Origin of the sequence: Amphritea opalescens (assembly GCF_003957515.1) — a bacterium.
In the GTDB taxonomy this organism is placed as follows: Bacteria; Pseudomonadota; Gammaproteobacteria; order Pseudomonadales; family Balneatricaceae; genus Amphritea; species Amphritea opalescens.
The window spans coordinates 113,955-128,851 of sequence record NZ_RQXW01000006.1 but is presented as its reverse complement, the minus strand read 5'-3'; the positions used below and the strand labels follow the sequence as shown (position 1 = coordinate 128,851).

14 protein-coding genes are annotated in these 14,897 nt (G+C 47.7%); 8 read left to right on the top strand and 6 right to left on the bottom strand.

Features of this window, described 5'->3' with window-relative positions; genetic code table 11:
• Position 1: 1 nt before the first annotated feature.
• Positions 2-1,189, bottom strand: a complete 1,188-nt coding sequence (locus EH243_RS08545; RefSeq protein WP_126158230.1) for an efflux RND transporter periplasmic adaptor subunit — start codon at positions 1,187-1,189, stop codon at positions 2-4.
• A 336-nt stretch (positions 1,190-1,525) separates the two neighbouring features.
• On the opposite strand from EH243_RS08545, the gene EH243_RS18525 reads away from it, so the two are divergent.
• Positions 1,526-1,702 (top strand): hypothetical protein, encoded by a 177-nt coding sequence (locus tag EH243_RS18525; RefSeq protein WP_164549074.1) that lies wholly within the window; start codon positions 1,526-1,528, stop codon positions 1,700-1,702.
• Positions 1,703-2,005: 303 nt separating this feature from the next.
• Positions 2,006-2,215 carry a hypothetical protein gene (locus tag EH243_RS08540; protein ID WP_126158229.1) on the top strand — a complete coding sequence of 70 codons (210 nt, stop codon included), beginning with the start codon at positions 2,006-2,008 and terminating at the stop codon, positions 2,213-2,215.
• Between the two features lie 151 nt (positions 2,216-2,366).
• Here the strand turns inward: EH243_RS08540 and nfsB are convergent, their stop codons facing one another.
• The 3 genes from nfsB to EH243_RS08525 form a co-directional block, all read right to left on the bottom strand.
• Positions 2,367-3,017 carry an oxygen-insensitive NAD(P)H nitroreductase gene (nfsB, locus tag EH243_RS08535; RefSeq protein WP_206441566.1) on the bottom strand — a complete coding sequence of 217 codons (651 nt, stop codon included), beginning with the start codon at positions 3,015-3,017 and terminating at the stop codon, positions 2,367-2,369.
• 175 nt (positions 3,018-3,192) lie between these two features.
• The gene (locus EH243_RS08530; RefSeq protein ID WP_126158227.1) at positions 3,193-3,816 is read right to left on the bottom strand and encodes a putative quinol monooxygenase; all 624 of its coding nucleotides are present in this window, start codon (positions 3,814-3,816) and stop codon (positions 3,193-3,195) included.
• Positions 3,817-3,843: 27 nt separating this feature from the next.
• Complete coding sequence (locus EH243_RS08525) at positions 3,844-4,857, bottom strand: zinc-binding alcohol dehydrogenase family protein (protein ID WP_126158226.1); 1,014 nt, start codon at positions 4,855-4,857, stop codon at positions 3,844-3,846.
• 173 nt (positions 4,858-5,030) lie between these two features.
• Here EH243_RS08525 and EH243_RS08520 point away from each other — a divergent pair, with 173 nt between their 5' ends.
• Together EH243_RS08520 and EH243_RS08515 are read left to right on the top strand one after the other, a co-directional pair.
• Positions 5,031-5,945 carry a LysR family transcriptional regulator gene (locus EH243_RS08520; protein WP_126158225.1) on the top strand — a complete coding sequence of 305 codons (915 nt, stop codon included), beginning with the start codon at positions 5,031-5,033 and terminating at the stop codon, positions 5,943-5,945.
• A gap of 155 nt (positions 5,946-6,100) precedes the next feature.
• Positions 6,101-8,266: a sensor domain-containing diguanylate cyclase gene (locus EH243_RS08515; protein WP_126158224.1), complete on the top strand. Its 2,166-nt coding sequence runs from the start codon at positions 6,101-6,103 to the stop codon at positions 8,264-8,266.
• A 315-nt stretch (positions 8,267-8,581) separates the two neighbouring features.
• Here the strand turns inward: EH243_RS08515 and EH243_RS08510 are convergent, their stop codons facing one another.
• Entirely contained in the window at positions 8,582-8,989 is a 408-nt protein-coding gene (locus tag EH243_RS08510; RefSeq protein ID WP_126158223.1) for a YbaN family protein, read from the bottom strand.
• 387 nt (positions 8,990-9,376) lie between these two features.
• Between EH243_RS08510 and EH243_RS08505 the strand changes: the two genes are divergently transcribed.
• The 4 genes from EH243_RS08505 to EH243_RS08490 all read left to right on the top strand — a co-directional run bounded on the left by EH243_RS08505 (position 9,377) and on the right by EH243_RS08490 (position 14,265).
• A complete protein-coding gene (locus tag EH243_RS08505) occupies positions 9,377-10,564 on the top strand; it encodes an acyl-CoA dehydrogenase (RefSeq protein WP_126158222.1) in 1,188 nt (395 codons plus the stop codon).
• Positions 10,564-11,772: a CaiB/BaiF CoA transferase family protein gene (locus EH243_RS08500; RefSeq protein WP_126158221.1), complete on the top strand. Its 1,209-nt coding sequence runs from the start codon at positions 10,564-10,566 to the stop codon at positions 11,770-11,772. The genes EH243_RS08505 and EH243_RS08500 overlap by 1 nt, the downstream gene beginning before the upstream one ends.
• A gap of 156 nt (positions 11,773-11,928) precedes the next feature.
• Positions 11,929-13,386 carry an NAD-dependent succinate-semialdehyde dehydrogenase gene (locus tag EH243_RS08495; RefSeq protein ID WP_126158220.1) on the top strand — a complete coding sequence of 486 codons (1,458 nt, stop codon included), beginning with the start codon at positions 11,929-11,931 and terminating at the stop codon, positions 13,384-13,386.
• 327 nt (positions 13,387-13,713) lie between these two features.
• Positions 13,714-14,265, top strand: coding sequence for a cupin domain-containing protein (locus tag EH243_RS08490; protein ID WP_206441565.1), 552 nt, complete (start codon positions 13,714-13,716; stop codon positions 14,263-14,265).
• Between the two features lie 17 nt (positions 14,266-14,282).
• Here the strand turns inward: EH243_RS08490 and EH243_RS08485 are convergent, their stop codons facing one another.
• A complete protein-coding gene (locus tag EH243_RS08485) occupies positions 14,283-14,891 on the bottom strand; it encodes a mechanosensitive ion channel domain-containing protein (protein WP_126158219.1) in 609 nt (202 codons plus the stop codon).
• Positions 14,892-14,897 lie beyond the last annotated feature (6 nt).

Genomic DNA, 14,897 nt, shown 5'->3' with positions numbered 1-14,897 from the left:
GTTACGCTCCCCCTTGGGTGGCATGGGTATCGTGAGATTCACTGACGGTTACCATTGAGCCTTTGTTGTTCATTTCGACCTGTACCGGTTTAACTTCACTGCCGGGGCGGATTTTGTTAGAACCTTCGACCAACAGTTTGTCATTGGCCGCTAAGCCGCTGGTCACTAACCATTTGTTATCAACAGCGCTGACTGTTTCTACGATCCGTTTTTCGACGAGATTGTTATCATCAATGACATAAGCATAAGCTTTGCCATCGGCACTGTGATAAATCCCTTGTTGAGGCGCGAGAATGGCGTTTTCATCGGTGCCTTCATTTACTTTAGCGCGGACAAACATGCCGGGTAATAACAAACCCTCTGGGTTTGGAAATTCAGCCCGCAAGGTAACGCTGCCGGTGGATGTATCAACGGCTACCTCTTGCATTTTCAGTTGTCCCTGATGTTGATATTCACTGCCGTCTTCCAATGAGAGTGTCACCGCAGTAGTGCCTTGTTTGATACTCTGATCGTTTAGCTGTTGGCGCAGTTTTAATAGCTCAGTGCTGCTTTTAGTCATATCGACATAGATCGGGTCTAGGGTACGGATCGTGGCTAATGCTGAGGTTTGTTGCGCGGTGACTAATGCGCCCTGGCTGACACTTGAGATGCCGATGTGGCCAGAAATAGGCGCTTTTATTTTGGTGTATTCAAGGTTGATAGCCGCGGTTTGTAAGGCAGCTTTATATTTATCGATATTGGCTTTGGCTTCTAAATAAGCGGCGTGGGCATCATCGTAATCCTGTTGCGAAATACCTTCGAGTTTAATCAACTTCGCATAACGCTGATCTTTTAATTTAGCGGTGTTGAGTGTGGCTTTAGCGCTATTTAAATTGGCTTTTGCTTCGTTATAAGCGGCTTGATAGGTTGCAGGATCAATTTGGTAAAGCAGCTGTCCTTGCTCAACCAAACTGCCTTCTGCAAATTGACGTTGTTGAATAATACCGCCGACTTGGGGGCGCACTTCAGCCACCTGTGCCGCGACTACTCGGGCCTGCATCTCGCTGTCTATCTTGTATGGCTCTGTGGTCACCGTGATATAGGATACAGCAGGAACCGATGGCGCTTTTGCAGCCGAGGGCTCTTGTTGGCAACCGCTGACCAAAGCAGTGATCAGTACTAGCCCCCCGATATAGCTTGAGTGTTTCATGATGGAATGTTCCTTAATAAGTAAATAAAGACGAGGCTTAAGACAGCAGAATATTCGCGCTACCGATAGGTGAACACCGGTAAATGTCTATTAATTATCGAGCATAACAAAGTCAAGGTTAAAACAGGGTTAAGGGGTTTTGGTCATATTCAGTCATTGATGATTGATCATGAAAAAGTACGAATAATGTAGTTTGCAATGGCTGTATTGATCGAGAGTCAGTGATTCATTAAGGGGAGGTGTCGAGGGTTAGCGGTTGAGTTGCTGTAAATATCCGCACGAAGAGGGCAAAAAAATGTTAAAGTGGTAGGCCACCATATAAACGGAGCCTTTTTTATGGCAGTTAAGTCTAAAAAAACAGCAGCAAATGAAACCCATGATTCTATTGCTGAGCAGACAGCCGCCTTCTTAGAGGCTGGTGGTGAAATTCAGAAAATTGATAAAGGCGTTTCTGGCCGTGAAAATAACGGTGGTCCACGTCATATCGTATTAGGCAAAGCTTCTCCTCGATAGTCCTGCCGGTTGGTCGTTTTACCGCGCTCCTGTTTTAGTATTCGATATGTGTGTCTGATTGGGTTGTATGCCGGTCACATCATTCGTCGTAGGGCGCGAACATTTTTTTGATTTTTTAGATCTGTTTTTTTTGGTTCTTTTTTAGTTCTTTTTTAGTTCTTTTTTAGATTATTTTTTTAAAATAATGCTTTCACTGTTTTGACCCCTTTTTATTTTATTCTTCGGCTTATCTCGGCCGTTTTAGCTATCTGCTGATGAGTTTTTCAGGGCAGGGCTTCTATTATTTAAGCAGACATTATATTTATGACCACGAAAACCTTTACACTTCAGCGTATCTGCAATTTTGCGGGAACCACCTTTGATCCTAATTCAGATGAACAGGTGAGCGAGGTGCTGCGCAATAAATTCAATATTTTTTTACCGCAGCGACGTCGCATGGATGAAGCGATGGAAGCCGTTGCTAGCGATCACGATATTATTAGTTTGATTTTGCAGTATCGTTCGATGGCTTAAATGACATGATTTTCTAGACAGTCTGTTTAGAGGGGCGGGAATTCGCGCATTGCTTTAAGGCAGGCTTCTCTAAGGGGAATGTTAGAAAAGCCTGACAGCTGCTGATAAACAGAGTATCAGCTTGATATCTCTAGCTAACCGATCTTCATGATTAAGATAGCAGAGTAAAGATCTCTTCTTCCGGCAGTCTTGATTTAGGTAAGCCTGCATTGAAGTCTGCTGGGTTACGATAGCCTAGAGCAACGAGGGCGAGTGCCGTATAACCTTTTTCGATCAGACCAAACTCTTCGTTGAGCGCTTTAGTATCGACCCCTTCAATAGGCACCGCATCAATACCCAGTGCACCGGCACCGAGTAGTACTGTACCCATATTTAGATAAACCTGCTTTTCCATCCAATGCTGTGCATCTTTTAACTCGTAGCGGTGGAGATTAACAAACATCGAGCGTCCATTACTGACGCCCTCTTTAAAGGCGGGTTCGGCAAAACGTCCGTCTTTATCCTCTACGTCCAGCAGGCGCTGCATATAGGCATCATCAATATCGGTTTTGGCACAAAATAGAATAACGTGCGAGGCGTTCATGACCTTTGGTTCATTGAAGATAAAGGCCCCCTGAGTACCTGCGCTGATGCGTTTGCGGGTTTCAGGTGAGTCGGCAATGACAAAGTGCCATGGCTGGGAGTTAACGCTAGAAGGGCTGTAGCGTAGCAGATCTTTAATCTGCTTAAATAGCGCTTCGGGAATGGTTTTGCTGCTATCAAAATCTTTGGTGGCATAACGAGACTTTACAATATCAGTCAAGTTCATCTCTTCTATCTCCTGATCTTCTGTCATTGATTGTGAGTGGTTGACGTTATTGCCCAGTACCACTCACATCGAATGCTTTAAGTTTACATGAATTGCGTTTTGATTAGCTCAAAAGAGTCGGTCGCTCTTTGTTATTAAAGGGTTTATCTGCCTTTAGGACAACGGCTGTTTATAACGCTGTGACAAAATTCATATACTGTTCCAGTTCACCGATAACGTACTCTTCCATTAACTTTCCGGTTTCCATGGCGTAAGGCTGTTTGAAATGTTTCTCCCAGACATCGGATTCTTTGCGCCAATGCTCATAGACCACTAAGGTTTCATCATCGCCTTCGACAGTGTAGAGATCGAACAGTAAGCAGCCGTCTTCAGTACGGGTATGGGTAATGTGTTTTTCAAACTGCTGGATTAGCTTTTCGCGGCTGCCAGGCTTAATTTTAAAGATAAAGAAGATGTTAAAAAGAGGATCTTCTGGGTTAGCCGCTTTTAATGCCACCGGCGCAGGCTGAGTGTCATTAACCGTAAAGACTTCGATCGGTTTATCCTGTGCTTGTTCCGCCAGTGCAAGCAGCTCTTTTGTGTATGGCTGCTGCATATGGCTCGCTAAGGCGGCCTCATCTTGCCAGCGGTCGTAGGCAAAAAATAGATTAGGGTTAGCATTATCCCGATAGAGTCGCATTTCTAGGTTGCCGGGTTCTTGCGCAACGCCATTTTTATTCACGGATAGGGCGGTAGTAAATGCGTCGTTAAACTCGGGTTTAATTGAAAATTTGATGATTTGCGTAAAAGCCATGATGATGCTCCTGATGATATTAAATGTTTAGAAACCTTCGAGTACGATTTTTCCCCGGGCTTTGCCGGTTTCAAGCTGTGCGTGGACTTTTTTCAAGTTATCAGCATTGATGTTGCCGGCGACTTCAGTCAGTGTTGACCTTACTTTTCCCGCATCAATCAGTTCTGCGACTTTACTTAGTAACTGGTGTTGTACGTCGATATCCGGGGTGCCAAAAAATGAGCGGGTGAACATCAGCTCAAAATGAACCGAGACTGATTTCATGACAAAGGGCTGACTGGCAAAGGCTTCGACTTCATCGGTTAAGCTAAACCGGCCCTGTGGTGCGATCAACTCCGCGATATCCGCTAGGTGATGTTGACTGTGGTTGGTTGAAAACACGAAACCAGGCGCGCCTAATCCTAATGCTTCAATTTGTGGCGCCATCGGTTTGCTGTGATCGATCACATAGTGAGCACCTAGCTCTTCTACCCAAGCCTGTGTTTCGGGACGAGACACGGTGGTAATGACGGTAAGATCCGTCAAGGCTCGTAGTAATTGAATGGCAATGGACCCAACGCCGCCAGCCCCACCGATTATCAAGATCAGATTGCCGCCCTGAATGGTTGGGCGAGTGACATCTAAGCGATCAAATAGAGCTTCCCACGCGGTAATCGTGGTGAGTGGCATAGCAGCCGCTTCGGCGTGGCTGAGGCTGGTGGGTTTCTTGGCGACAATGCGTTCATCGACGAGCTGAAACTCGCTGTTAGTGCCTGGGCGAACCATTGAACCAGCGTAGTAGACTTCATCACCAATCTTAAAGTTTTTGACATCCGCCCCTACCGCTTCAACAACCCCAGAGGCATCAAAACCTAAGATATTCCAGCCACCGTCGGGCGCAGGCATGGCTTGACGCATTTTGTAATCCGCTGGGTTGACAGAGACCGCTTGGATTTTAACGAGTAGGTCTTGTCCCTCAGGTGATGGTTTATCTAAGGTGATATCGACTAAGGCTTCTTGGCGGTCGAGACTGCCGGGTACTTGATAACCAATGGCTTTCATTTTCATATCCTTCACTCTGTGCTGAACGGTTATTTAGCAGGGGCTGCTTAATGTGGTAACTATCTTATTCTTCCTGTAATGAGTGATCATCTGGCTAATTAAGGAATTATTTTCCTGTATTTTGGGATAATATAGGCATCAATATTGATCTAGTGTGTTTACTGGAGTCTGCCTTGGATCTGGATTTAAAAACCTTAGCGTTATTTGTACGTGTTACTTCACTTGGCGCGATTGGTCGTGCAGGTGAGGAATTTGGCCTATCGTCAACCAATGCCAGCCAGCGGATACAGGCGTTGGAGGCGACATTAGGGGTTAAGTTGTTTCATCGAACCACGCGGGTCGTTACCTTAACCCATGATGGACAGGTGTTTTTAGAGCATGCCAAACGTATCTTGGATGATGTTGAGGAAACCTGGAATGTGTTTAAAGGTGAGGACGATAAAGTACAGGGGAAAATTCGTTTAACGGTGTCGGCCTCCTACGGACGAATCTATCTAGTGCCCTTTATCCCTGCATTATTAGCCAAGTATCCCCATTTACAAATTGAGATCGATTTCACCGATAAAACCATCGATATCGTGGAGCAGGGATACGATATCGCTTTTCGCATGCACGCGCTCGACTCAACCAGTTTACTAGCCCGTCGCATAGCCGATAACCCGATGATCTTAGTGGCCTCGCCGGGATATCTTCAGCAGGCGGGTCGCCCTCAAACGCCGCAGGAACTTGCCCAGCACTGTTGCATTCCGTTTGCCAAATCAAATCATTGGCGCTTTAAAGATCAGGCGGGTGAAACCCATGATGTGTCGGTTTCAGGGCCGATTAGTGCTAATTGGGGCGATGCGATTGCCGATTTGGTGGAAGCGGATATGGGCATCGGGATGGCCTCGTTGTGGCATGTAGGGCCGGCGATTAAAGCGGGAAGAGTGGTGCAGGTGTTACCCGACTATAAAATATGGCCCGAGACGCGCATCTGGGCGGTACGTCCACCGGGCCGGTTAACGCCGGTGCGCGTAAAAGTATTTTTAGACTTTATTGAAGAGGTTATTCGCGAGACAAATATTGAGCGCTATGGGGATTTATTGTAGTGCCCGTTCGTTATGTTTAGGTTCGGTTCGATCGTCACGTAAAAAAACGGTGATTTGGCTAAGGCCTGCTAGACTAAAGGACGTGTACAGTTGGTTGATACTGTGTCACTGTCTAGCCAAATGAATGTTACCGCCCTAAGGAGTGTTACTAGCGCTTGAATGTTGAATCTCACCGGATAAGTAAAAGTAAGTATCTACTCTGCTTTTTACTCTATATCGGATCGGCCTGTTTATTCGCGATTTATAGTCCGCAGGCTCAAGTTGTCTCTTTATGGCCTCCCGCCGGCGTTGCATTGGTGGGCTGTCTACTTTTCGGTTTCCGCTTCTTACCCGCGTTATTTGTGGGTTCTCTTCTGTTTAATTCAGGTTCGGCTATATGGAATAACGGTGCGCTAACGCCGACCGTGCTGGAGGCGTCGGGCGTGATCGCTCTCGGCTCGATTACCCAAGCTTGGGCTAATGTCTGGCTGTTACGTTATTACCGCATCAATATATTGGATGCCCCTTCATATAAGCAGGTATCGCTGTTTATTGTGATTGCTGGGGTCTGCTGTTTGATCAATGCGTTGATGGGTAATGCGGCTTTGGCCTATTTCTACAGCGAAGCGGGTCAGCGGCAGATGGATTGGGTCAATCTGTTGACCTGGTGGGGAGGCGATTTTCTTGGCGTGATTTTGGTGGCCCCTTTGTTGCTCGGGCTCTTCACTCGAAAGCCGGATAAGTCAGACTCTAAACACGTCTGGATATCTTTGTCGTTACCGCTTTTTATTATTATTTCCGCGTTTCAGGTGGCTCAGCTGTATTTTGGCGATTCCGTTGTAATCAATACAAAGAATAACTTCAACTTACAAGCCGAAGCGCTGGAAAATAATTTTAAGCGTGATATGGATAGTTATACCCAGGCGTTGGATCAATTAACGGTCTGGGTAGCACAGCAAAAAGAGGTCAGTAAAGAGGAATTCTTTACCCGTAGCCGACAATTGACGGAGCACTTGCCCGGCATTAAGGGTATCTCTTGGAATCCGCTAATTGAGCCTGATGAAGTGGCTGCCTTTGAGCAGACAATGCAGCATGCCTATCCTGACTTTAAGATTAAAGGGCAGCCGTTGCTGCCGACGGACCCCCTAGTGGTGGTGAAGTATATTCAGCCTTTAGAGTCGAATTGGGAGGCGTTAGGTTTTAATGTTTACGCTAATCCGGCCCGTAAAAAAAGTATGCAGATGGCAAAGAAGCTTCGCGCGGATGTCGCCACGGATATTATTCAGCTCGTCCAGCTTGAGAAAAATGACCCTGGCTTTTTGATTTTTTCGCCAGTATTTCAGTCGGTTGATCCGGCGGATGATTCCATGGGCGGTTATGACTCGTTAAAAGGGTTTGTTGTGGGCGGGTTTCAGGTGTCGGCTATCCTTGAATCCAGTCTGCGACTGAGCGTGCAGAAGTACATGGATCTATACGTCTATGAGAAAGGTAACCCCACCGACAGGGTTTACGGTGATACCGCTCTGCTGACGGCTATCAATGCACAGCAGGGGCTTAATCATCAATTTATAATGAAGCATGCACAGCATGAATGGACCTTTAATTTGCATGTGCCTGAACGAGTGATAACAGCGCTTCAGGTTGGCGATATGTTGGGCTTTTTAGCGGTGCAGGCGTTGTTTGGTATATTAGCGGTACTGATTACCTTGTCGGCCTTTGGTTATCATGAACGATTGAGTCGATTGGTTGATAGCCGAACCGACGAGTTGAAACGGGTGAATGACCAGCTACATCATTATGCTTTCTATGACTCGCTAACGGGGTTGCCCAATAGACGCTTATTTCTCGATCGGTTAAAGCAGGCGCTAGAGTTGTCTCAACGAAACCATAGTGGGGTCGCGTTACTGTACATGGATCTCAATGGCTTTAAAGCGGTGAATGATAGCTTAGGGCATGAGCAGGGCGATCAACTCCTAATCGAAGTGAGTCGGCGCTTTAATCATGTGTTGCGGCATAGCGATACCTTGGGGCGTCTAGGCGGAGATGAATTTACCCTGCTATTACCCAATAGCCCCAGTCAAAAGGATATTATGTTGATCGTGAATAAACTGACGGGGTGCCTAGAAGAACCGATCATTCTGGGAGATTCGAGCTTAGTGATTGAAAATAGTATCGGCGTGGCGATTTTCCCACAGGACGGAAGTAATCTTGTTGAGTTGATGGCGGCCGCCGATACCGCGATGTATGCCGCCAAAAAACAGTCTGAGACGGTGTGTTTCTATTCGCAGAAGCTGAAAGCAGAGGCGATAGCGGCTCTTGATAAGCATCAAACAGAGGCCTGATCTTATTGGGCCGGTTGGGTGTCATAACCCTTAATTAAAAGGCTGTGGATTACTCCCCAGCCTTTTTTTTGCATCTTTTAGCCGATAGATTAACGGCTATGAGCGTTGAGGCTACTTGGCTTTGTTCTGGTAGGATTTTCGCGGCGGCTATCTTGATCATGCTGGCAACTTCACCGTATTCAAACCTCAGTCCGAATTGATCTATCGTCGCTTGCCGGTATCAGCATGGCGGTTTTCTATCAGCGCTTGAATCTATTTCTCTCTTTCGCAACTCGTCGTTTTTACCCGTTTCATACCAGACCTCTTGGTTTAGATTTAATCTTCGAGTTGCTCTAGCGAGTAGGTTCTTGGCTGGTTTGACGGTCGGCTCCATACAAACCAGAGAGCAAAGGCGACGCTAGCCGCTGCCAATGCTTTTAAACCGATATTAAAGGGGAGAAACAGCAGAGGATAACTGACCATGATTAGCATCATGGCGGTGGAAAATAGCTTCGCTTTGAAGGGGATAATGCCATGCTCTTCCCAATCACGGATGAAACGCCCAAACAGCGGTTGGTTAAGCAGGTATTGATGTAACTTATCAGAGCTACGGGAGAAGCAAAACGCCGCCAATAAGAGAAAGGGCGTTGTCGGAAATAACGGTAGTAAAATACCGATAATACCTAACAAAACGAATATGAAACCGCCCAGCAAGTAAAACGTTCTGATCAGCGTGTGGCGCACAGTATATCCCCAGTGGTCTGTATTTGATTATCCTAACAGATCTGCCATAAAGGTAACTAACGGTGATCGATTCGGCAATAGTTAAATGGCTTAGCTAGCTGATCGATAGCAAAACGCCGGTGAAGGTGTTCGATGAGTGATGGTTTTGATGTGTAATGGCATGGCCGATAGGCTAGTGGTTATCTCCCCCTGTTGGGGCATATACGCTCAACTGGGGGAAAAGGTAGTATCGATAGATCTACAGAATCAGCTTTAGGCCTAGGATAAAGGTACTTGATTTTGTAAAAAATAATGAACAATATACAGTGATTATTGCCATTATAATAAGTGCTAAACGCTGTCTATTTAGATCGCCGCACATAACGAAAAAGCAAAGAGGTGTGTTCCATGAGCAAATCTTCTACAAAGCCTGCATTTAACTGGGAAGATCCGTTCTCCCTTGAAAGCCAACTGACCGAAGAGGAGCGCATGGTACGTGATGCCGCTCGCGATTACTGTCAGGGTCAGCTGTTACCGCGGGTTACAGAAGCCAACCGTCACGAGATCTTCCACACAGAAATTATGCAAGAATTGGGCGGACTCGGTTTGCTCGGTTCTACCCTGCCAGAACAGTATGGCGGCTCTGACGTTAACTATGTTTGTTATGGTCTAGTTGCCCGTGAGGTTGAGCGGGTTGATAGCGGTTACCGTTCAGCCATGTCAGTGCAGTCTTCTTTGGTTATGCACCCTATCTACGCTTACGGCAACGAACAACAGCGGATGAAATATCTGCCAAAATTAGCTTCCGGTGAATGGATCGGTTGTTTTGGCCTGACAGAGCCGGATGTTGGTTCTGATCCTAATAATATGAAAACCCGTGCCACTAAAGTGGACGGTGGTTACTGCCTTAAAGGCGCGAAAATGTGGATCACCAACTCACCGGTGGCTGATGTTTTCGTGGTATGGGCGAAGCTGGATGGCGTCGTGCGCGGCTTTGTACTGGAAAAAGGTATGCCGGGTCTGAGCGCACCGAAGATCGAAGGTAAGTTTTCACTGCGTGCTTCAGTCACCGGTGAAATCGTCATGCAAGATGTGTTTGTACCCGATGAAAACCTACTGCCCAATGTACAGGGTTTGGCGGGTCCTTTCGGTTGCTTGAACAAAGCCCGTTACGGTATTGCCTGGGGGTCTCTGGGTGCCGCTGAGTTCTGTTGGACCGCTGCGCGCCAATATACCCTTGATCGTATCCAATTCCAGCGTCCTCTGGCGGCTAACCAGTTGGTACAGAAGAAGCTGGCTGATATGCAGACTGAGATCTCGTTGGGTCTCCAAGGTTGCTTGCAGATGGGCCGTTTGATGGATGATGGTCGCTGCCCAGTAGAGTTGATCTCGCTGATGAAGCGTAACAACTGCGGTAAGTCGTTGGATATCGCCCGTGTTGCCCGTGATATGCACGGTGGTAATGGTATTTCTGATGAATTCGGTGTTATTCGTCATGTGATGAACCTTGAAGCGGTGAATACTTATGAAGGTACTCACGATATTCACGCGCTGATTCTCGGCCGGGCGATGACAGGCATTCAGGCGTTCTTCTAATGGCTGGCGCACTGAGTCATATCAAGGTACTGGATTTAAGCCGTATTCTGGCGGGCCCTTGGGCTGGCCAGTTATTGGCTGATTTCGGTGCTGAGGTGATCAAGGTGGAGCGTCCGAACTGCGGAGACGACACCCGCAGTTGGGGGCCTCCGTTCCTCAAGGATGAAGAGGGTCATTCCGCTGATGCGGCTTATTTTCATGCGGCCAATCGGGGCAAGCAGTCGATAGCGATCGATATCACCACCGCGGAAGGCCAAGCGTTAATTAAACGCTTGGCGGCCGAGGTTGATGTGGTGATCGAAAACTATAAGGTCGGTGGCTTGAAGAAGTATGGTCTCGATTATGACAGTCTCAAAAGCGTCAATCCGGCGTTGGTGTACTGCTCAATCACCGGTTTTGGTCAGGATGGCCCCTATGCCGAGCGTGCCGGTTATGACTTTATGATTCAGGCCATGGGTGGGCTGATGAGTGTCACCGGCGAGCCTGATGGTCAGCCGATGAAAGTGGGTGTTGCACTGGTTGATGTGATGACCGGTTTGTACGCCTGTAATGCCATTCAAGCGGCGCTGTTGCATCGCCGTGAAACCGGTGTGGGTCAATATATCGATATGGCTTTACTGGATGTACAGGTGGCGACATTAGCTAATCAAGCGATGAATTACTTGGCGGGTGGTCAGCCACCGGTTCGGTTTGGCAATGCTCATCCGAATATCGTTCCCTATGAGGCTTTTCCAACCGCCGATGGTCATATTATCTTGGCGGTGGGTAATGATGCGCAGTTTGCTAAGTTTTGTAACTTAGCTGGGGCGCCTGAATTGGCGACGAATCCGGCCTTTGAAACCAACTCTTTACGGGTTGAAAATCGCGCCGATTTAACCCCGATGGTGGCTGAATTGATGACCCATGAAAGCAGTGACTGGTGGCTGGAACATCTATCAGCTCAGGGCGTGCCTTGTGGGCCAATCAATACCTTGGATAAAGTCTTTGCTGATCCTCAGGTGCAGCATCGCAAACTGCGGGTTGATCTACCCCATGCGGTGGTTGGCAGTGTTCCCTCGGTGGCGAATCCGGTGAAGTTTTCACACACGCCGATCGAGTATAACAAAGCCCCGCCAATGCTAGGTGAGCATACCGATGTGGTGTTAGCGGGCCTTGGCTTGAGCGAAGAAGATATTGCACAACTCAAAGCGCGTAAGGTGGTTGGTTAACCTCTTGTCGCGCTCGTTATGAATCGACTGAACCCCCGTCGATAGCGACCGCTAGCGGTGCCGTTATCGACGGGGTGTTTAGTTCGCGTCTTATTATTCTGTTTTTATATACCCTCTGGATAAATACCTTTGGGTGTCGCTGTTTTGGAGTTTCATATGATTACCCTGAAAGACCCCTCCCTGTTAAAACAACAAGCTTATGTTAACGGTCAGTGGATTGATGCCCTTAATGGCGAAACCAATCCGGTGATTAATCCGGCTACCGGCGAACAGATTGCGACGGTACCGGATCTAGGCGTTGCTGAAACCGAAGCGGCGATTGCGGCTGCCGATGTGGCCTTTAAAAGCTGGAAAAAGAAGACGGCTAAAGAGCGTTCGGTTCTGTTACGCAAATGGTATGAGTTGATTGTGGCCAATAAAGATGACCTAGCGATGCTGATGACCGCAGAGCAAGGCAAGCCACTGGCGGAATCCGCCGGTGAAGTGCTCTACGGTGCTTCATTTATCGAGTGGTTCGCAGAAGAGGGCAAGCGGGCTTACGGCGATGTGATTCCGAGCCATGCGGCGGATAAACGTATTATCGTCACTAAAGAACCGATCGGTGTGACCGCCGCGATTACGCCTTGGAATTTCCCCAACGCGATGATTACCCGTAAGTGTGCACCCGCGTTAGCGGTGGGTTGCACCATGATTATTAAACCGGCTGAAGATACGCCGTTATCCGCGTTGGCTTTGATGGAACTGGCTGATCGGGCCGGTATTCCTGCCGGTGTTATCAGTGTATTGACCACTAAACGGCCGATTGAAGTGGGCAAGGCGCTAACCGATAGTTCGGTTGTCCGTAAGTTATCCTTTACCGGTTCTACCCCAGTGGGTAAGCAGTTAATGCGTCAGTGCGCTGATACCGTGAAGAAAACCTCGATGGAGCTAGGCGGTAATGCGCCTTTGATCGTGTTTGATGATGCCGATTTAGATAAAGCGATTCCGGCAGCGATTGCCTCAAAGTATCGTAATTCGGGTCAAACCTGTGTCTGTGCCAACCGCTTGCTGATTCAAAGCGGCATCTATGAAGAGTTTGCTCAGCGTTATGCTGCTGAAGTCGCTAAATTGAAAGTGGGTAACTGCCTAGAGGGTGAGTTTGAGCAGGGGCCGATGATTAACCGTGCGGCGGTTGAGAAGGTGACCTCAATGGTCGAAGATGCGGTGGCAAAGGGCGCACGAATCATTGCCGGTGGTAAGCCGCATGCATTGGGCGGTAACTTCTATGAACCAACCATTATTGCCGATATTAATAATGATATGCGTTTGGCCCATGAAGAGATTTTTGGCCCTGTCGCACCGCTGTTCCGCTTTGATACTGAAGAGGAGGCGGTACGTATCGCTAACGATACTGAATTTGGTTTAGCGGCTTATTTCTTCACCCGTGATTACGCCCGAGTGTTCCGTGTATCCGAAGCGTTGGAGTACGGTATGGTGGCGGTTAACGACGGTATTCTATCGACCGAAGTGGCGCCCTTTGGTGGAGTTAAAGAATCGGGTACCGGCCGTGAAGGGTCTAAATACGGCATAGAAGATTATCTAGAAATTAAATACACCCTCGTTGGTGGTTTATAAGGCTAGTTAGCTTGGTAACACAAAACGCACTTCTTTGAGGTGCGTTTTTTTATGCCTATCAAACATAGTTGGTGTGATTTGATGGGGAGTAGTCGCGTGTGTTTCTGCACACAGCAGGCTAAGTAGGTTGTCACAGGGTGAGGCATTCTAAGCGCCGTTAAGGTCATCACGACAGGCTGCACCTTGATTGTCAGGCGGCATCACTTCTTGCAGGCTGATCACTAGTACTTTCTCCGAAGCCTCTATTTCTATAAAATATTTCGCACACAGCGTTATGTAGATATGCGATTATGCTCATCAATGAAATAACTGACGGCGGATTCTGAAGTGGAACATTTAGATGTAGGTGAACGCTTAAAAGCGATTCGCAAAATGAATGGACTTTCGCAACGGGAACTGGCGAAACGGGTTGGGGTAACGAATAGCACCATCTCAATGATTGAGAAGAACGGGGTGAGCCCTTCGGTGAGTTCATTGAAAAAGGTGTTATCGGGGATTCCTATCTCTATTGGTGATTTCTTTACGCTCGAACTCGAAGAGATTGAGCCCGAGAGCATCGTCTATAAAGCTGAAGAGATGCCCGATATCGGTTCTAATAATCTCAGCCTTAAACTCATTGGCGCCCGTCATAAAGGGCGTTCGATGGATCTACTGAGGGAACGTTATGAGCCGGGCGCTGAAACCGGCAGTGAAATGTTGCAGCACCCAGGAGAGGAAGCCGGCTTGGTGATCAGCGGCGAGATCGAACTGACGGTGGGCTTTCAGGTTTATCACCTGAAAGCCGGCGATGGTTACTATTTCAATAGTCAGCGCCCGCATCGGTTTCGCAATGTGTCCGATGAGGTGTGCGAAATCGTGAGTGCGAACCCCTCTGTTTAACGCTCTTTAGGTCGAATCTATTTAGGCTGAACCTCTTTAGGTTGAGCCTCTTTAGGTTGAGCATCTGTTAATTGAACGTCTACGCTAGCTTGAGTGGCGACCGTGGACTCGCCGAGTTCTGTCTCGCTGGGCATCGCTTGGTTAGGCGTTGGGTGATCAAACTTGATCACCGCTTTTTGCAGAATCAGTGTGTTGGGATAGGTGATGATCTCACCTTGCCGCCTAATGATGACATGGAATAGGGTAATCTCATCGACGATACCGCGGATATCATCATCCTTATCGACGATCTTGATGAAATCCCCCACACGATAGGGGAAGCCAAAGAAGATGATTAAGCTGGCGGTGATATTGCTGAGTATCGACCACTGGGCAAACATCGCCACGCCGATAATGGCAAATACCGAGGATAAAAACACCGATAGCTGGGCATATTGAATGCCCAATATGAGTGTTAACAGCGTGAAAAACAGCAGGGTTAAGGCGATATTGAGCGTCTTGGCAATATACTTTAGCCGGTAAGCATCGGTGCCTTTGAGTTCACCTAACCGATTGATATGGCGGTTGATAAAGCGCAAGGCGAGGATGTATGCCGCAATGACGGCTAAAACGATAACGTATTTCATCTTTTA